This window comes from Hydrogenophaga sp. 70-12 (genome assembly GCF_001897365.1).
Taxonomy (GTDB): Bacteria; Pseudomonadota; Gammaproteobacteria; order Burkholderiales; family Burkholderiaceae_C; genus Hydrogenophaga; species Hydrogenophaga borbori.
Genome location: NZ_MKSS01000117.1, coordinates 1 through 16,021, shown reverse-complemented (window position 1 = coordinate 16,021; position 16,021 = coordinate 1). Strand labels below are relative to the sequence as shown.

Sequence of the window (16,021 nt, the reverse complement as noted above, 5' to 3'; positions counted from 1 at the left end):
CGCAGGGCGTCGCCGAGGCGCTGGACGCGGTGCTGGCGCCACTGCGGCTGAGCGTGGCCCAACTCAAAGCCAGCGAGCGCTATGCCGAAGACGTCTTCTGAAGCGGCTGTGACGGGCAGGCACACCACCCTGCACGGCCCGACCATGGGCACGCGCTGGTCGGCCACGCTCGACACCGACAACACCCTGGACCTGGCGGCCTTGCGCCTGGACCTTGCGGCTGCCGTGGCGCAGGTAGACGAACAGATGTCGCCCTGGAAGCCGGACAGCGACCTCATGCGCCTGAACCGCGCGCCTGTGGGCCGCTGGGTGGACCTGCCCGCTGAAATGCTGGAGGTGCTGGACTGCGCGCTCGATGTCCAGGGCCTGAGTGCGGGTGCGTTCGATCCCTGCGTGGGGGACCTGGTCGACGCCTGGGGCTTCGGCGCGGTGCGCGACGCACCCGACGCGGATGCCATCCGCGCCGCGCGCCAGCCCAGGCCGCCCACGGCGCACGCAGGCCTTGAGCTGGAACGGTCCGCCGGCCGTGCCCGAAAGAGCACGCCCCTCCAGCTCGACCTGTGCGGCATTGCCAAAGGCTACGCGGTGGACCGCATGGTCGCGGTGCTGCAACAGCACGGCGTGCGGCACGCACTGGCCGCGCTGGACGGCGAGCTGCGCGCCCTGGGTCGCCAGGCCGGCGGCGCGCCCTGGGCCGTGGCGCTCGAACGCCCCGAGGTGGGGCTGCGCACGGTGCACGGTGTCATCGAGCTGGAAGACCTGGCGGTGGCCACCTCGGGCGACTATCGGCGCTTCCTGCGGGTGGGCGATGCGCGCCTGGCCCACACCATGGACCCGCGCCGCCGGGCGCCGGTGAACAACGCGGTGGCGTCGGTCACCGTGCTGGCGCGTACTGGCATGCACGCAGACGCCTGGGCCACGGCCTTGCTGGTGGCGGGTCCCGACGACGGTCTGGCCATGGCACAACGCATGGGACTGGATGCGCTGTTCCTGCTGCGCAGGGCAGAAGGCTTGGTGGCGCTGGGGCTGGGCCGGTTGGGCGAATCCGCAGAGCCGGCCAACGGATGACCTTCGAGCGCGCCCCGCGGGGATGACGCCAGGGCCCGGTGCCGCCAGAATGCCCCTTCGCCCGAACCCATCAAGGAGGCTTCCCGCATGGCAACCCAGCAACTGCACCGTGGCCGGCTCATCGACCACATCCAGCTCGTGGTGCGCGACCTCGCGGCCTCGCAGCGCTTCTACACCGCCGTCCTCGACACCCTGGGCATTCCCATCGGCGGCAGCGACGACAGCTACTTCTGGGCCGATGAGCTCTTCGTCTCCACCGCCGACAGCATCGCCGCGCAAGGCCATCTCACCGGCCGCCACCACCTGGCCTTCCAGGCCGCCAGCCGCGCGGCGGTGGACGCCTTTCACAAGGCCGCCCTGGCCCATGGCGGGCGCGACAACGGCGCCCCTGGCGAGCGCCCCTACCACCCGGGCTACTACGCGGCTTTTGTGCTCGACCCGGACGGCAACAACATCGAGGCCGTGTACCACGGCGAGGCCGAGCGCAGCGCGGCCTCGGTCAGCATCCGCTTCTGAAGCCGGCCCCGCTCGCCCGGTTTCAGCGCGCCGGGCGGGCCTCGCCGCGCCAGGCCTTCTCGATCGCCGCGACGTCGATCTTGCGCATGGTCATCATGGCGTCGAAGGCGCGCTTGGCGGCCGCGCGGTCGGGGTCGTTGACGGCCTCGGTCAGCACCCGCGGCGTGATCTGCCAGGACACGCCCCATTTGTCCTTGCACCAGCCGCATTCGCTTTCCTGGCCGCCGTTGTTCACGATGGCGTTCCACAGGCGGTCGGTCTCGGCCTGGTCGTCGGTGGCCACCTGGAATGAGAAGGCCTCGCTCTGCTGGAAGGCGGGGCCGCCGTTGAGGCCCAGGCAGGGAATGCCCAGCACGGTGAACTCGACGGTGAGGACATTGCCCGCCTGGCCCGACGGGTAGTCGCCGGGCGCGTGCATCACGCGGCCCACCGCGCTGTCGGGAAAGGTCGCGGCATAGAAGCGCGCGGCGTCGAGCGCGTCGCGCTCGTACCAGAGGCAGATGGTGTTCTTGGCGGGCATTCAGCGTCTCCTGATGCTGTGAGCGGGCACGCCCCGCACGGCGTTGCGGGGCCCAGCTTACAGGGCCCGCGACTTGACGCCCATCAACCCGCCTCGGCGATCCCCGCCTGCGCGCGCACGGCGGTGCGGTTCGTTGACGCGCGTCAGATTGGCGGGTGCACGCCCACCTAGAGTGGCACACGGCAGGAAAGACATCCCGGCCCCACCCATCCACCCCAGGAGGCACCATGCCCACCCGACGCACCGTTTCCGTTTCGCTGCTGGCCGTCACCGCGACGGCGTCCATTCTTCTGGCCACCGGTTGCGCCAGCGCGCCGCCCGTGGCGGACAGGATGGTGGTCGACCCCATGGGCACCGTCACCACCTACCACCGCAAGAGCTCGGGCAGCCTGGGCAACTTTGACGGCACGGTGGTGTGGACCCATGCGCCAGCCACCTGGCAGGGCCAACCCGTGGTGGCCTTCGGCTCGCCACAGGCGGGGGTGGGTCTGTACGACCCGGTCAGCTTCGATCAGCTGGCCACCCTGCGGCCCGACGGCACACCGCTGATGGCGTTCAACCCGCCCATTGGCTACCGGTGGCCATTGGAGGTCGGCAAGACCTGGACGTCCAGCCACGAGCTGACCCTCTTTGCCACGGGCGGCAAGATGAAGAACACCATCCAGTGGAAGGTGCTGTCCTATGGCGACGTCACCGTGCCCGCCGGCACCTTCAAGGCGTGGCAGTTGCAGTGGACCGACAGCTTCGGCGAGGTCGAGACGCGCTGGAGCGCGCCCCAGGACGGTCTGGCCACCATCAAACGCCATGTGGAGCGGCCGGCCACCCATCCGCAAGGGGCGGGTGTGCTCGACGCCGAACTGCTGTCGCGCGTACGGCCCGCGAAATGAGCGCAACGCACGCATGAAAAAAGCCGGCCCGAGGGCCGGCTTTTGCTGCGGCAGGCGGCTTACTTGCCGCCGCGCGCCTTGGCCACGGCGGCCTGGGTTTCTTTCCACAGGTCTTCGCCCACGTTGCTGGCGATGCCGGCGTTCACCGCGCTGAGCTTCTCGCGCATGCGGTTGGCCTCGGCCGGGCTGAGCTGGTTGATCTGCATGCCCTTGCCCTTGAGCTCGGCCAGGGCCTTGTCGGCCTCGGCGCGCGTGTCCTTGCGCTCGAAGTCGCGGCTCACTTTGGCGGCGTCCGCCAGCACCTTGCGCTCGGCCGCGCTCAGCTGGTCCCACCACTTCTTGCTCACGGTCACGATCCAGGGGCTGTAGACGTGGTTGGTCACGGTGAGGTACTTCTGCACCTCGTAGAACTTGCTGGAGAGGATGGTGTTGTACGGGTTCTCCTGGCCGTCCACGGTCTTGGTTTCCAGCGCGGTGAACAGCTCGGAGAACGGCAGCGGCACGGCGTTGGCGCCCAGGGTCTTGAAGCTGTCGATGAAGACGTTGTTCTGCATCACGCGCAGCTTGATGCCGTCCAGGTCTTCCAGCTTGGCCACGGCGTGCTTGTTGTTGGTGAGGTTGCGAAAGCCGTTCTCCCAGTAGGCCAGGCCCACCAGGCCCTTCTCCTGCAGCTTGTCCATCACCTTCTGGCCCACCGGGCCGTCGAGCACGGCGTCGGCTTCCTGGGCGTTGTTGAACAGGAAGGGCGTGTCCCAGATGGCCATTTCCTTGGTGATGCCCACCAGCGTGGCGGTGGAGCCCACCATCATTTCCTGCGCGCCGCCGATGAGGGCCTGCTGCATCTGCACGTCCGAGCCCAGCGCGGCGGCGCCGATGGCGCGCACGCGCATCTTGCCGCCCGAGGCCTTCTCCACCTCTTGCGCGAACAGCTTGACCGCGCGGCCCTGGTTGGAGTCTTCGTTGAGGCCGTAGCCGAAGCGGATGATGCGCGGCTTGAAGTCCTGCGCGTGGGCCAGGCCGCCGGCCACGGTGGCCAGGGCCACCGACAGCGTGATGGCGAGTTGCTTGAATTTCATGGTCATCTCCTGGGTTGTTGGCGGCGTGCGCCGTCGGGTGAAAACGGGAAGGGGTTCAGAACATCCACTTGAGTGGCTGCAACACGATCGCGGGGAAGCCGATCAGCAAGGCCAACATGGCGACATAGACCAGCAGGAAGGGCATCACCCCGCGGATCACCGGCTCCATGCGCAGGCCGCCCACGCCGGCCACCACGTTGAGCACCGTGCCCACGGGCGGCGTGAGCAGGCCCAGGCAGCCGATGAAGATGAAGACGAAGCCGAAGTACACCGGGTCGATGCCGGCCTTGGCGGCGAGCGGCGCGAGCACCGGCGCCAGGATCAGGATGGTGGGCGTGAGGTCCATCACCATGCCCACGGCGAGCAGGAACACGGCCACCACCGCCATGAAGAGGTAGGGGTTCTGCAGCAGGGGGCCCATCACGCCGGCCAGTTCGTTGGGCAGGTCGGCCAGGGTGATCATGTAGCTGGCCGCCGTGGCGGCGCCGCACAGGAACATCACCACGCCGGTGGTGCGGGCGGCGTCCACGAACACGCGGTACAGGCCCGCCACGCTGAGCTCGCGGTACACGAACATGGCCACGATGAGCGCGTACACGGCCGCCACCACCGCCGCCTCGGTGGGCGTGAACAGGCCCAGCCGAAGGCCGCCGATGATGATCACCGGCATGAACAGCGCCCAGATGCTGGAGCTCAGCACCGCGCGACGCTGCGCCCAGCTGGTCTTCTCGGCCACGGGCAGCTGTTCCTTGCGCGAGACGCGGCGCCACACCAGGACCAGGCTCACCGCCATCAGCAGGCCAGGCACGATGCCCGCGAGGAACAGCTTGCTGATCGAGGTGTTGGTGGTCACGCCGTAAATCACCATGGGCATGGACGGCGGGATGATGGGCGCGATGATGCCGCCCGAGGCGATGAGGCCGGCGCTGGTGCCCTCGGGGTAGCGCTGCTGGCGCATCATGGGCAGCAGCAGCGTGGCCAGCGCGGCGGTGTCGGCGATGGCCGAGCCGCTCATCGAGGCCAGCATGACGGAGGCCGCGATCGCCACGTAACCCAGGCCGCCCGGGATGTGCCCCACGAAGGCGCGGGCCAGGTCGATGATGCGCCGGCTCAGGCCGCCGGCGTTCATGAGCTCGCCAGCCAGGATGAAGAAGGGCACGGCGAGCAGGGGGAAGCTGTCGAAGCCGGCCTGCACGTTCTGCGCCAGCAGCTGGGCGTCGAAGAAGTCGAGCTGCACCATCAGCGCCAGCGCCGTGAGCATGAGCGCGAAGGCGATGGGCACGCCCACCGTCATGGCGGCGAACAGCACCAGCAGGAAGAGCGCGATGGTCATGCGGCACCTCCTTCGCGCCCGCCGCGCAGCTCGTTCACGGCCTGCAGCGCCAGCAGCAGGGCCATGCACACGCCCATCACGAAGATGGCGCCCGCCGCCAGCGACAGCGGGTAGTTCATCACCGGGCTGCGGCTGTTCATGCCCACCACCACCTGGGCCCAGGCGCCGGCGATGAGGTAGTACAGCGACAGGCCGATGAGCGCGCGCGTGAGCCAGCGCAGGGCCGCCGCGGGCTTGCCGCTCAGGCGCGTGGTCACCAGATCGAAGCCCAGGTGCTTGCCCTCGGCGAAGGTCAGCGTGGCCGCGACGGAGACCAGCCAGACGAACAGCAGGCGGGACAGCTCCTCGGACACCACCCAGCCCGTGCCCCACACGTAGCGCAGCACCACGTTGCCGAACACCGCCACCACCATGCCCAGCAGACACAGGGCCAGCAGGCCCTCGGCCAGGTGCTTGATCGCGTTCAGGGCTTTCATGCGCGCACCTCCTCGTCCGGCGCGGGCACGGCGCGCACCCAGTCCGCCACGGCGTTCACGAGTTCGGGCAGCGGGCGCATGGCATCCAGCGCCAGCACGCCGGGCTCCAGCGAAGGATCTTCCAGCGCCTCGAACTGGCTGTCGACCAGGCTCACCGGGAACAGGTGGCCGGGGCGCGTGGCCACGCGATCGCGCGCCTGCTCGCGGCTCAGTTGCAGGAACACGAAGCGCAGGCCCGGGGCCGCGGCGCGCAGGCGCTCGCGGTAGCGGCGCTTGAGCGAGGAGCAGGTGAGCACCACGCCGTCGGCGCGCGCGGCGAGCTGGGCGGCCAGGGTGTCGAGCCAGGCGGCGCGGTCCTCGTCGCTGAGGGCGATGCCGCCGCGCATCTTGGCCAGGTTGGCGGGCGGGTGGAAATCGTCGCCCTCCAGCAGCGGCAGGCCCAGCGCGGCAGCGCTTTGCTGGCCGAGGCTGGATTTGCCGCAACCGGCCACGCCCATGACGACGAGGCGGGTGGGAACAGGGTTCAAAGCCATTTGGTAGCGCTGTCCAATGAATCCGAAAGAAACGGCCCTGGGAACAGGACCGTCTGCGGGTGTCGCGTTCACTCGGGGATCGCTCTGAACTGTGTGATGATCAGGGCGAATCCGGATGCGAAGGCCGCTATGGTAGCGCTATCCTATTGCCGATCCGCACCACCCATCGACAGGGAAAACCCTTGCCCCCCACCCCGCCGCCGACCGAACGCCGCCGCCGCCCCAGCGGGCGCATCACCTTGCAGGACGTGGCCCGCGAGGCCGAGGTCAGCCCCATCACCGCCTCGCGCGCGCTGCGCGGCGAGCGCGGTGTGGCCGCCGAGCTGGTGGAGCGCGTGAAGACCGCCGCCGATCGCCTGGGCTACGTGCCCGACCCGGCCGCGCGCGCCCTGGCCTCGGCGCGCGGCACCCAGGTGCCGGTGCTGGTGCCGCTGCTGTCCAACGCCCTGTTCGTGGACGTGATCGAGGCCGTGCACCGCGTGCTGCTGCCGCACGGCTACCAGCCGCTGATCGGCGTGACGCACTACGACCCAATGGAGGAAGAGCAGCTGCTGCGCAGCTACCTCGCGCAGCGCCCGGCCGGCGTGCTGCTCACCGGCTTCGACCGCACCGAGGCCGCGCGCCAGATGGTGGCGGCCAGCGGCATGCCCTGCGTGTACCTGATGGAGCTGACCGAGGCGCCCGGCGTGCACTGCGTGGGCTTCTCGCAGCAGGACGCGGGCCACGCCATCACCCAGCACCTGCTGGACCGGGGGCGCCGGCGCATCGCCTTCGTGGCCGCGCAGCTGGACCCGCGCGTGCTGCAGCGCGCCGAGGGCTACCGCCGCTGCCTGCGCGCGGCCGGCCTGTACGACGCCCGGCTCGAACTGCTGAGCCCCCAGCCCTCGTCCATGCGCCTGGGCGGCGAGCTGCTGGAGGACCTGCTGCGCACCCGGCCCGAGGTGGACGCGGTCTTCTTCTGCAACGACGACCTGGCGCAGGGCGGCCTGCTCGCGGCCTTGCGCCTGGGCGTGAGCGTGCCGCAGCGGCTGGCCGTGGCCGGCTTCAACGACCTGTCGGGCAGCGACCAGATGCTGCCGCCGCTGACCACCGTGCGCACGCCGCGCCGCGCCATCGGCGAGACGGGCGCGCGCATGCTGCTGTCGCTGCTGCGCGGGGAGGCGGTGCCCACCAACAGCGCCGACCTGGGGTTCGAGCTGGTGGTGCGCGGCAGCAGCTGAACCCGGCGCGGCCCGGCGGCCTTGTTACAGCTCGCAACCAGTGCCGCTGGCCGCCTTAACCCGTCTTAACCTGGGCATTGGACAATTCCGGCCCATGTTTTCGACCCTCCCCCGCCGGGCGACGCTCGCCCTGGCGCTCGTCGCCGCGATCGCCGCCGCGCTGCCAGCCAGCGCCCCCGCCTTCGAACTCCCCTCGCTCGACCCCATCGTCCACTACCAGCCCAAGCTGCCCCTGCAGGTGCTGACGGCCGATGGCGAAGAGATCGCGCAGTTCGGCGCCGAGCGGCGCGAGTACGTGCCGCTGGAGCGCATCCCCCTGCAGCTGCAGCAGGCCGTGCTGTCGGTGGAAGACGCGCGCTTTCGCGAGCATTCCGGCGTGGATCCCAAGGGCATGGCGCGCGCGCTGGTGGCCGCCATCACCGGCGGGCGCAAGCAGGGCGCCTCCACCATCACGCAGCAACTGGTGCGCACCATGCTGCTCACGCGCCAGTTCTCGGCCGAGCGCAAGGCCAAGGAGATCTGGCTGGCGCTCAAGCTGGAGAACGAGCTCTCCAAGGACCGCATCCTGGAGATCTACCTCAACGAGATCTTCCTGGGCCAGCGCGCCTACGGCTTCGCCGCCGCCGCACAAACCTACTTCGGCAAACCGCTGGACAAGCTCACGCTGGCCGAGAACGCCATGCTCGCGGGCCTGCCGCAGAACCCGTACTACGCCAACCCGGTGGCCAACCTGGAGCGCGCCACGCAGCGCCAGCGCGTGGTGCTGGAGCGCATGCGCGCCACCGACGCCATCACCGACGAACAGCTGGCCCAGGCCAAGGCCGAAAAGCTGCGCCTGCGCACGCCCGGCCAGCGCAGCGTGCACGCGGCGCACGTGGCCGAGATGGCGCGGCAGGCGGTGGTGGAGCGCTTCGGCACCGAGGCCTATTCCAAGGGCCTGCGGGTGACCACCTCGCTGCTGGCGGCCGATCAGCGCGCGGCACACGCGGCCGTGCAGCGCGGCGTGCTGGCCTTCGACCGGCGCGGCGCCTGGCGCGGGCCGGAAGACAAGGAAACCCTGCCCGCCGGCAATGGCGCCGAGCTGGAACGCGCCGCCGCCGAGGCCCTGAAGGACCACCGCGACGACGAGACCCTGCGCGTGGGCATCGTGCTCGAGGCCAGCCCCAAGGCCCTGCGGGTGCAGCTCGCCAACGGCGAACGCATCAGCGTGCAAGGCGAGGGCCTGCGCTGGGCGCAGCGCGGGCTCGACGCCAAGGCCAAGGCACCCCTCAAGATCGAACGCGGCGCCATCGTGCGTGTGGTGAGCACCGGCAAGACCAAGGACAGGAAGGGCGATGTCTGGGCCATTTCGCAATGGCCCGAGGCGGAGGCCGCGCTCGTCTCCATGGACCCGCGCACCGGCCGCATCCGCGCGCTGGTGGGCGGCTTCGACTTCACGCGCCAGCCCTTCAACCACGTGACGCAGGGCTGGCGCCAGCCGGGCTCGGCGCTCAAGCCGCTGCTGTACTCGGCCGCGCTGGAGTCGCGCGTGATGCCGGCCACGGTGGTGGACGACCTGCCCTTCACCGCCGCCAATGGCTGGAGCCCGTCCAACAGCAACGGCCAGCACCAGGGGCCGATCAGCGTGCGCGAGGCGCTGGCGCGCTCCAGCAACCTGGCCAGCGTGCGCGTGCTGCAGCACACCGGCACGCCGGCCGCGCGCGAGTGGCTCGCCCGCTTCGGACTGGACCCCGCGCGCCAGCCCGACGACCTGACCCTGGCCCTGGGCACCGGCAGCGTCACGCCGCTGCAGATGGCGCAGGCCTACGCCACGCTGGCCAATGGCGGCTGGCGCGTCTCGCCGGTGGTGATCGAGAAGATCACCGACGCGCAGGGCAAGCTGCTGTTCGAGGCGCCCCCCGCCGCGCCACTGGCCGAAGAAGACCGCGCCATCCCGGCGCGCAACGCCTACGTGATGGGCAGCCTGCTCAACGAGGTGACGCGCAGCGGCACCGCCGCGCGCGCGCAGGCCGTGCTCAAGCGCACCGACGTCTATGGCAAGACCGGCACCACCAACGACGCGGTGGACGCCTGGTTCGCGGGCTACCAGCCCACGCTGGCCGCCACCGTGTGGGTGGGCTACGACCAACCGCGCAGCCTGGGCCGCAGCGAATCGGGCGGGCGCGCGGCGCTGCCGATCTGGATCGACTACATGGGCGCGGCGCTCAAGGGCCAGCCGGTGGTGCCGGTGCCCGCGCCGCCCGAGGGACTGGTGCGCGAAGGCGATGACTGGCTGTACGCCGAGTGGCGCGACGGCGGCTGGGTGTCGCAGATCTCGGACACCGCCGGCACCCAGTACAAGACGAACTTCGGCGGCGAGATCGGCAAGCTCTTCGATTCCATCGGCAACTGGCTGCGCAGCGGCACGCGGCCGACGCCGCCCGGCGAGTGAGACCGGCCGCGGCCCCGCCACCGGGGCCTTGGCCGCTCAGCCAACGGTCGTGGCCTCGTCCAACAGGCGCCAGAGGTCGGGGTCTTCCCTCGCGTCACACAGCTGCAGGAACACCGCCAGCACCAGGTCGGGGTCGATCTCTTCCATCGGCCCCGTGAGCAGTTCGCGCAGGGTGGACGGGTCGAGCAGCCCCAGGCGCATCACCCGCACGATCTCCTGCGCATGGATTTCGCTGCGGTGCCCGATGGCCGCGCGGCGCGTGGCGAAGGACACCCCGCTCAGCGACACCTGATCGCTCATGGGCAGCCACTCCTGCTGCACGAAGCCGTCGGCGAGATCGGGATCGTTGTGCAGGTGGAAGAAGAAGAAGGCCCTGAGCCCGCCCACGCAGTGGGCCAGGAAGTAGTCGCCCCGGCCCAGGCCACGCCACAAGGGCTTGATGAACACGTCCCTGAGACCGGACCAAGGCGACGGTCCGCCGGAAACCAGGTGCGTGCTCCCCAGCAGCAGGTTCTGACAGACCACCGCGCGCAGGGCCTGCAGTGTCGCGCCCCCCGGCAAAGGATGGGGCAGGCTCATGTACACGGCGCGGACCCGGTCGAAGGTCTGGAGGAAGGTGATGAGTGTTTTCACCAGCCCCACATCGCGCGGCCCCGGCATGCCACCGCAGCAGACGATCCTCAGCTCGCGCAAGGTGTCATGCCGCTCCGGATTCATCAGGGCCTGGAGGAGCGCCACGGTGGTGTCCACCCGGTGGGTGCCCAGGGTGAGGTTCAGGGGGTGCAGCCATTCCACGAGCCAGGCCGCCAGCGGGGCCTCGTCCGCGCCGTCCACGCCCAGCCGGACCGTCGGCACACGGGCCATGGGCCGCAGGGGGAGCCCTTCGGGCGCCGCCCAGCCGTCCACCACCGCCTGGGGCTGGATCTCCACCTCGACGTGGCGCAGCGAGGGCTGCCCCACCACCCGGGTCCACAGCAGCATCCAGGCTTGCCCGTCCAGGCGCCCGCTCACCCGCAGTTCGATCGAATGCAGCAGGGGATGGGGCGTCGCCAGCCACTCGGCCAGCGGCCCGATGGTGGCGGGGGTGAGCGAGAGGTTCAGGCACAGGGGCACCTGGGCATTCGTCAGGCGCGTGTACGCCCCCGCATCGGGCAAGGCCGCGAGACGCCACTGGTGGCCGGGGCTGAGCACCGCCACGGCGCGCAGCAGCGCGTCTTCGCCGGGGGTCTTCATGGCGAGCGTCGACAGCACGCTGGCCGCCTGTATTTCCAGGGCACGGCCCCGCACGTCGCACAGCGCCATGTTCAAGAAGTCGGCGAGCGTCGGGTCGGGCGGGTTCCGGACCCAGGCCGGGTCGCCCACGATCAAGGGGCGCACGGAAGCGCCACTCAACACGAGGCAGGCCTTGGAGCCGGCGAGCGCCCAGCGCAGGGGCGCGGGGATCGGCCGCTGGATGTCGTGGTCCACCGTGACCGTGAGACCCACCAGCCGGCCTTGCGCCACCAGGGAGTCCAGGGTGGCCAGCAACGGCGCCAGCGCCGAGGCGTCGATATGGACCGACAGGTGCAGGTGCAGGGCCGGCACCTCGGCGTCGGCCCGCTGCAGGGACTGGACCAGCGCGTCGACCGCGCTCGGCCCGTCGATGCGGATCGGTTGCGCGCCGGGGTGGGAGGGACCGTCGCGGGAGGGCGCTCGGCGCTGCGGATCGGTGGTGCGCGTGAGGCGGTCGGACGAGAGCGATCGTTGAAAGCGGTGCATGGCGGTCGCAGGGGAACGGGCGTGGGGGGAATCGAACCCGCCCTGCGTTGCCGCGGTGGGCGGTTCGTTCCCCCGACACGCCCGGCTTGAGCGAACCCAAAGAACCCGTCCCCGCCTGCCGCACGCGCCACTCAGCCGGCCAGCCGCCGCGCGTACTCCGCCTCCAGCCGCGTGTGCAGTTCCCAGTAGCGCGGTCGGGCCTCGCCCCGCACCCGCGTCACCAGCAGGTCCAGGTGGGCGTGCCAGCCGGCCGAGACACTGAGCATGTCCTCCAGGCCGCGCAGGCGCTGGTGCGTGACCACCAGGCGCACGCCGCCGCCCGATTCGCTCAGCTCGTAGCGCACCTCGCCCTGGTCGCCCCAGGTGTGGGCCAGCAGGCGCGGCGGCTCGCAGGCCGTCACCACACCGGTCAACCGTGCGCTGTCGGCCATGTCCGCGTACCGGGGTGGCGCGGGGTCGTCGGCGTAGGTCAGCTCCTTGTGGCGGAACTCCAGGCGCACCGCGCCGCCCACGCGCAGCTCCAGCGTGCCGCGCGCCATCCATTGCTCGCGTTTGTCGTTCTCGGTGAGCCAGGCCCAGATGTCCTGGACCGAGCCGGGCAGCTGGCGTTCGATGCGCACGGTGTCGTTGGACAAGCGTTCGCCGTAGAGGGAATCCGTCGTCATGGTTTTCTCCGTTGGGGGGATGAAGGCGCGGCGCGCACCAGGCGCTCGAGGGTGTCGAGCCGCTCGGTCCAGAACCGCTCGTAGTGGCGCAACCACTCCATGCCCGCGTGCAGTGGCCCGGCCTCGAGGCGGCAGGTGTGCGTGCGCCCTTGCACCGTGCGCCGCACGAGGCCGGCGCGCTCCAGCACCTGGATGTGCTTGGAGGCGGCCGCCAGCGACATGTCCAGCGGCGCGGCCAGCTCGCTCACCGACAGCGCCTCGCCCGCCAGGCGCTGCAGCATGTCGCGGCGGGTGGGGTCGGCCAGGGCCTTGAAGACGGCGTCGAGATCGGCGGAGGAATGTTGTTCAACCATGTGATTGAATTTAATCGCGGCCCGATAAATACTCAACCACTCGGTTTATCTTTCTGACGAACGGCGACGCCAAAAAAAAGAAGCCGGCGCGAGGCCGGCTGTTCAGGGAGGGCGCGCCCGCTCAGGCCGCGCAGAGCCGTGCCTTCGCCTCGGCGTACTCGCGCTGCAAGCGCGCCACCAGCTCGCCCGCGCCCATCACCTCGCGGATGGCGCCGATGCCCTGGCCGCAGCCCCAGATGTCGCGCCAGGCCTTGGCGGCGTTGCTGCCCTCGCCGGTGGCGAAGTTCATCTTGCTCGGGTCGCTCTGCGGCAGATTGTCCGGGTCCATGCCGGCGTTGCGGATGGAGCCCTTGAGGTAGTTGCCGTGGATGCCGGTGTAGAAGTTGCTGTAGACGATGTCGTCGGAGTTGCTGTCCACGATCATCTGCTTGTAGCCCTCGACCGCGCGCGCCTCGTGGGTGGCGATGAAGGCCGAGCCGATGTAGGCCAGGTCCGCGCCCATGGCCTGCGCGGCCAGGATGGCGCCGCCCGAAGCGATCGCGCCCGACAGCGCCACCGGGCCGCCGAACCACTCGCGGATCTCCTGGACCATGGCGAAGGGGCTCTTCACGCTGGCGTGGCCGCCCGCGCCCGCGGCCACCGGGATCAGGCCGTCGGCGCCCTTCTCGATCGCCTTGTGCGCGAACACGTTGTTGATGACGTCGTGCATGACGATGCCGCCCCAGGCGTGCACGGCCTGGTTCACGTCCTCGCGCGCGCCCAGGCTGGTGATGACGATGGGCACCTGGTACTTGGCGCACAGCTGCATGTCGTGCTCGAGCCGGTCGTTGCTCTTGTGCACGATCTGGTTGATGGCGAAGGGCGCGGCCGGGTGGTCGGGGTGGGCCTTGTTGTGCGCGGCCAGGCCTTCGGTGATCTCGGCCAGCCACTCGTCCAGTTGCGAGGCCGGGCGCGCGTTGAGCGCCGGCATCGACCCCACCACGCCGGCCTTGCACTGCGCCAGCACGAGCTTGGGGTTGCTGATGATGAACAGCGGCGAGCCGATCACCGGGAACTTGAGGTTCTTGAGGACCGGGGGCAGGTAACGCTCGGGTGCAGGCATGTTGTCTCCGTGAAGGGGATCGGTCGGTGTCGCTCAGAAGGCTTCGATGGCCATCGCCGTCACGCCCTCGGCGCCGTCGACGATGGAGGCGGCCACGCCCGGCGCGCGGCTGAGGATGTGGTCGGCATAGAAACGCGCGGTGGTGATCTTCGCGTCCATGAAGGCCTTGTCCTGTCCCTTGGCCGACAGCGCCTCGGCCACCAGCAGCGCGCGCGCCATCTGCCAGCCCGCCACCAGGTTGCCAGCCAGCATGAGGTAGGGCACGCTGCCCGCGAAGGCGGCGTTGGGGTTGCCCTTGGTGTTGGCAACGATGAAGTCCACCGCCTGCTCGAAGGCCTCGCGCGCGGCCGCCAGGCGCTTGCCCACGGCCTGGGCGTTGCCACTGCCTTTGGCGAGCTCGGCCTCGGTCTGGCGGATCTGCGCGGCGATGGCCTTGGCCACGGTGCCGCCGTCGCGCGCGGTCTTGCGGCCCACCAGGTCGTTGGCCTGGATCGCCGTGGTGCCTTCGTAGATGGTGAGGATCTTGGCGTCGCGGTAGTGCTGGGCCGCGCCGGTCTCCTCGATGAAGCCCATGCCGCCGTGCACCTGCACGCCCAGGCTGGTGACTTCCAGGCTCATCTCGGTGCTGTAGCCCTTCACCAGCGGCACCAGGAACTCATAGAAGGCCTGGTTCTGCCGGCGCACCTCGGCGTCGGCGTGGTGGTGCGCGGCGTCGTAGGCGGCCGCGGCCACGCTGGCCATGGCGCGGCAGCCTTCGGTGGCGGCGCGCATGGTCATGAGCATGCGCTTCACATCGGGGTGGTGGATGATGGGCGCGGCGGTGTTCATGCTGCCGTCCACCGGGCGGCTCTGCACGCGCTCGCGCGCGTAGCCCACAGCCTGCTGGTAGGCGCGCTCGCTGATGGCGATGCCCTGCACGCCGACCGCGTAGCGCGCGGCGTTCATCATGATGAACATGTACTCGAGGCCACGGTTCTCCTGGCCCACCAGGGTGCCGATCGCGCCGCCGTTGTCGCCGTATTGCAAAACGGCCGTGGGGCTGGCCTTGATGCCCAGCTTGTGCTCGATGCTGACGCAGTGCACGTCGTTGCGCGCGCCCAGGCTGCCGTCCTGGTTGACCAGGAACTTGGGCACGGTGAACAGGCTGATGCCCTTGACGCCCTCGGGCGCGCCGGTCACGCGCGCCAGCACCAGGTGCACGATGTTGTCGGCCATGTCGTGCTCGCCGTAGGTAATGAAGATCTTGGTGCCGAAGATCTTGTAGGTGCCGTCGGGCTGCGGTTCGGCGCGCGTGCGCACGGCGGCCAGGTCCGAGCCGGCCTGCGGCTCGGTGAGGTTCATGGTGCCGGTCCACTCGCCGCTCACCAGCTTGTGCAGGTAGGTGGCCTTCTGCTCATCGCTGCCGGCGGTCAGCAGGGCCTCGATGGCGCCGTCGGTGAGCAGGGGGCACAGCGCGAAGCTCAGGTTGGCGCTGTTGAGCATTTCGCCGCAGGCCGAGCCGATGGTCTTGGGCAGGCCCTGGCCGCCGAAATCCACCGGGTGCTGCAGGCCCTGCCAGCCGCCCTCGGCGTACTGGCGGTAGGCGTCCTTGAAGCCGGGCGTGGTGGTGACCACGCCGTCCTTCACCGAGGACGGCTTGAGGTCGCCCTCGCGGTTGAGCGGCGCCACCACGCCTTCGTTGAGCTTGGCGCACTCCTCCAGCACGGCCTGGGCGGTCTCCAGGCCCGAGTCCTCGAAACCGGGCAGTTGAGCCACCTGGTCGATGCGCGCCAGGTGCTCGATGTTGAACAGCATGTCCTTGACGGGGGCGGTGTAGCTCATGGCTCAATGTCTCCAGGGGTGCGCCCACACGGAAAACGGTCGGCGCGATGCAAAAAAAGGGCATCGCACGCGATGCCCTTGGGGTGCTCTTCGGATCAGAGCGCCTTGACCAGCTCGGGCACGGCCTCGAACAGATCGGCCTCCAGGCCGTAGTCGGCTACGCTGAAGATCGGCGCCTCCGGGTCCTTGTTGATCGCCACGATCACCTTGGAGTCCTTCATGCCCGCCAGGTGCTGGATGGCGCCCGAGATGCCGGCGGCGA

The 16,021-nt window shown here is 70.2% G+C and carries 15 protein-coding genes and 1 pseudogene; 5 read left to right on the top strand and 11 right to left on the bottom strand.

What is annotated here, in order from left to right; translation table 11 throughout:
- Nucleotides 1-81: 81 nt before the first annotated feature.
- Both BGO22_RS07480 and BGO22_RS07475 read left to right on the top strand, forming a co-directional pair.
- Complete coding sequence (locus BGO22_RS07480; protein WP_070400651.1) at nucleotides 82-1,068, top strand: FAD:protein FMN transferase; 987 nt, start codon at nucleotides 82-84, stop codon at nucleotides 1,066-1,068.
- An 87-nt stretch (nucleotides 1,069-1,155) separates the two neighbouring features.
- Nucleotides 1,156-1,584, top strand: coding sequence for a VOC family protein (locus BGO22_RS07475; RefSeq protein WP_070400652.1), 429 nt, complete (start codon nucleotides 1,156-1,158; stop codon nucleotides 1,582-1,584).
- A gap of 22 nt (nucleotides 1,585-1,606) precedes the next feature.
- Here the strand turns inward: BGO22_RS07475 and BGO22_RS07470 are convergent, their stop codons facing one another.
- A complete protein-coding gene (locus BGO22_RS07470; RefSeq protein ID WP_070400653.1) occupies nucleotides 1,607-2,104 on the bottom strand; it encodes a VOC family protein in 498 nt (165 codons plus the stop codon).
- Between the two features lie 227 nt (nucleotides 2,105-2,331).
- Here BGO22_RS07470 and BGO22_RS07465 point away from each other — a divergent pair, with 227 nt between their 5' ends.
- Complete coding sequence (locus tag BGO22_RS07465) at nucleotides 2,332-2,991, top strand: hypothetical protein (protein ID WP_070400654.1); 660 nt, start codon at nucleotides 2,332-2,334, stop codon at nucleotides 2,989-2,991.
- Between the two features lie 59 nt (nucleotides 2,992-3,050).
- Here the strand turns inward: BGO22_RS07465 and BGO22_RS07460 are convergent, their stop codons facing one another.
- The 4 genes from BGO22_RS07460 to BGO22_RS07445 are packed head-to-tail and all read right to left on the bottom strand — an operon-like array spanning nucleotide 3,051 to nucleotide 6,409.
- Nucleotides 3,051-4,067: a TRAP transporter substrate-binding protein gene (locus BGO22_RS07460; protein WP_070400655.1), complete on the bottom strand. Its 1,017-nt coding sequence runs from the start codon at nucleotides 4,065-4,067 to the stop codon at nucleotides 3,051-3,053.
- A 55-nt stretch (nucleotides 4,068-4,122) separates the two neighbouring features.
- Nucleotides 4,123-5,400: a TRAP transporter large permease gene (locus BGO22_RS07455; RefSeq protein WP_070400656.1), complete on the bottom strand. Its 1,278-nt coding sequence runs from the start codon at nucleotides 5,398-5,400 to the stop codon at nucleotides 4,123-4,125.
- Entirely contained in the window at nucleotides 5,397-5,876 is a 480-nt protein-coding gene (locus tag BGO22_RS07450; protein ID WP_070400657.1) for a TRAP transporter small permease, read from the bottom strand. The genes BGO22_RS07455 and BGO22_RS07450 overlap by 4 nt, the downstream gene beginning before the upstream one ends.
- Entirely contained in the window at nucleotides 5,873-6,409 is a 537-nt protein-coding gene (locus tag BGO22_RS07445) for a gluconokinase (protein WP_070400658.1), read from the bottom strand. Before BGO22_RS07445 ends, BGO22_RS07450 begins: the two co-directional genes overlap by 4 nt.
- Nucleotides 6,410-6,591: 182 nt before the next feature.
- Here BGO22_RS07445 and gntR point away from each other — a divergent pair, with 182 nt between their 5' ends.
- Nucleotides 6,592-7,629 (top strand): HTH-type transcriptional regulator GntR, encoded by a 1,038-nt coding sequence (gntR, locus tag BGO22_RS07440; RefSeq protein WP_070400659.1) that lies wholly within the window; start codon nucleotides 6,592-6,594, stop codon nucleotides 7,627-7,629.
- A gap of 94 nt (nucleotides 7,630-7,723) precedes the next feature.
- Nucleotides 7,724-10,060, top strand: a complete 2,337-nt coding sequence (locus BGO22_RS07435; RefSeq protein ID WP_070400660.1) for a penicillin-binding protein 1A — start codon at nucleotides 7,724-7,726, stop codon at nucleotides 10,058-10,060.
- A gap of 36 nt (nucleotides 10,061-10,096) precedes the next feature.
- Here BGO22_RS07435 and BGO22_RS07430 read toward each other — a convergent pair whose 3' ends face one another.
- From BGO22_RS07430 to BGO22_RS07405, 6 genes and pseudogenes are all read right to left on the bottom strand, one after another.
- Nucleotides 10,097-11,818 carry a hypothetical protein gene (locus BGO22_RS07430; RefSeq protein ID WP_070400661.1) on the bottom strand — a complete coding sequence of 574 codons (1,722 nt, stop codon included), beginning with the start codon at nucleotides 11,816-11,818 and terminating at the stop codon, nucleotides 10,097-10,099.
- Nucleotides 11,819-11,949: 131 nt separating this feature from the next.
- The gene (locus BGO22_RS07425; protein WP_070400662.1) at nucleotides 11,950-12,483 is read right to left on the bottom strand and encodes an SRPBCC family protein; all 534 of its coding nucleotides are present in this window, start codon (nucleotides 12,481-12,483) and stop codon (nucleotides 11,950-11,952) included.
- The gene (locus BGO22_RS07420) at nucleotides 12,480-12,836 is read right to left on the bottom strand and encodes an ArsR/SmtB family transcription factor (RefSeq protein WP_070400663.1); all 357 of its coding nucleotides are present in this window, start codon (nucleotides 12,834-12,836) and stop codon (nucleotides 12,480-12,482) included. The genes BGO22_RS07425 and BGO22_RS07420 overlap by 4 nt, the downstream gene beginning before the upstream one ends.
- 121 nt (nucleotides 12,837-12,957) lie before the next feature.
- Nucleotides 12,958-13,938 carry an NAD(P)H-dependent flavin oxidoreductase gene (locus tag BGO22_RS07415; protein WP_070400664.1) on the bottom strand — a complete coding sequence of 327 codons (981 nt, stop codon included), beginning with the start codon at nucleotides 13,936-13,938 and terminating at the stop codon, nucleotides 12,958-12,960.
- 33 nt (nucleotides 13,939-13,971) lie between these two features.
- On the bottom strand, nucleotides 13,972-15,759 hold the full coding sequence (locus BGO22_RS07410) for an acyl-CoA dehydrogenase (protein ID WP_070400665.1): 1,788 nt from the start codon (nucleotides 15,757-15,759) through the stop codon (nucleotides 13,972-13,974).
- Between the two features lie 95 nt (nucleotides 15,760-15,854).
- Nucleotides 15,855-16,021 (bottom strand): annotated as a pseudogene (locus tag BGO22_RS07405) (electron transfer flavoprotein subunit alpha/FixB family protein); the annotation flags it as partial.

Bases quoted from the DNA above. Each gene is read 5' to 3' on its own strand.
- BGO22_RS07480 (WP_070400651.1), top strand. From the start codon at position 82: ATGCCGAAGACGTCTTCTGAAGCGGCTGTGACGGGCAGGCACACCACC.
- BGO22_RS07475 (WP_070400652.1), top strand. From the start codon at position 1,156: ATGGCAACCCAGCAACTGCACCGTGGCCGGCTCATCGACCACATCCAG.
- BGO22_RS07470 (WP_070400653.1), bottom strand. From the start codon at position 2,104: ATGCCCGCCAAGAACACCATCTGCCTCTGGTACGAGCGCGACGCGCTC.
- BGO22_RS07465 (WP_070400654.1), top strand. From the start codon at position 2,332: ATGCCCACCCGACGCACCGTTTCCGTTTCGCTGCTGGCCGTCACCGCG.
- BGO22_RS07460 (WP_070400655.1), bottom strand. From the start codon at position 4,067: ATGAAATTCAAGCAACTCGCCATCACGCTGTCGGTGGCCCTGGCCACC.
- BGO22_RS07455 (WP_070400656.1), bottom strand. From the start codon at position 5,400: ATGACCATCGCGCTCTTCCTGCTGGTGCTGTTCGCCGCCATGACGGTG.
- BGO22_RS07450 (WP_070400657.1), bottom strand. From the start codon at position 5,876: ATGAAAGCCCTGAACGCGATCAAGCACCTGGCCGAGGGCCTGCTGGCC.
- BGO22_RS07445 (WP_070400658.1), bottom strand. From the start codon at position 6,409: ATGGCTTTGAACCCTGTTCCCACCCGCCTCGTCGTCATGGGCGTGGCC.
- BGO22_RS07435 (WP_070400660.1), top strand. From the start codon at position 7,724: ATGTTTTCGACCCTCCCCCGCCGGGCGACGCTCGCCCTGGCGCTCGTC.
- BGO22_RS07430 (WP_070400661.1), bottom strand. From the start codon at position 11,818: ATGCACCGCTTTCAACGATCGCTCTCGTCCGACCGCCTCACGCGCACC.
- BGO22_RS07425 (WP_070400662.1), bottom strand. From the start codon at position 12,483: ATGACGACGGATTCCCTCTACGGCGAACGCTTGTCCAACGACACCGTG.
- BGO22_RS07420 (WP_070400663.1), bottom strand. From the start codon at position 12,836: ATGGTTGAACAACATTCCTCCGCCGATCTCGACGCCGTCTTCAAGGCC.
- BGO22_RS07415 (WP_070400664.1), bottom strand. From the start codon at position 13,938: ATGCCTGCACCCGAGCGTTACCTGCCCCCGGTCCTCAAGAACCTCAAG.
- BGO22_RS07410 (WP_070400665.1), bottom strand. From the start codon at position 15,759: ATGAGCTACACCGCCCCCGTCAAGGACATGCTGTTCAACATCGAGCAC.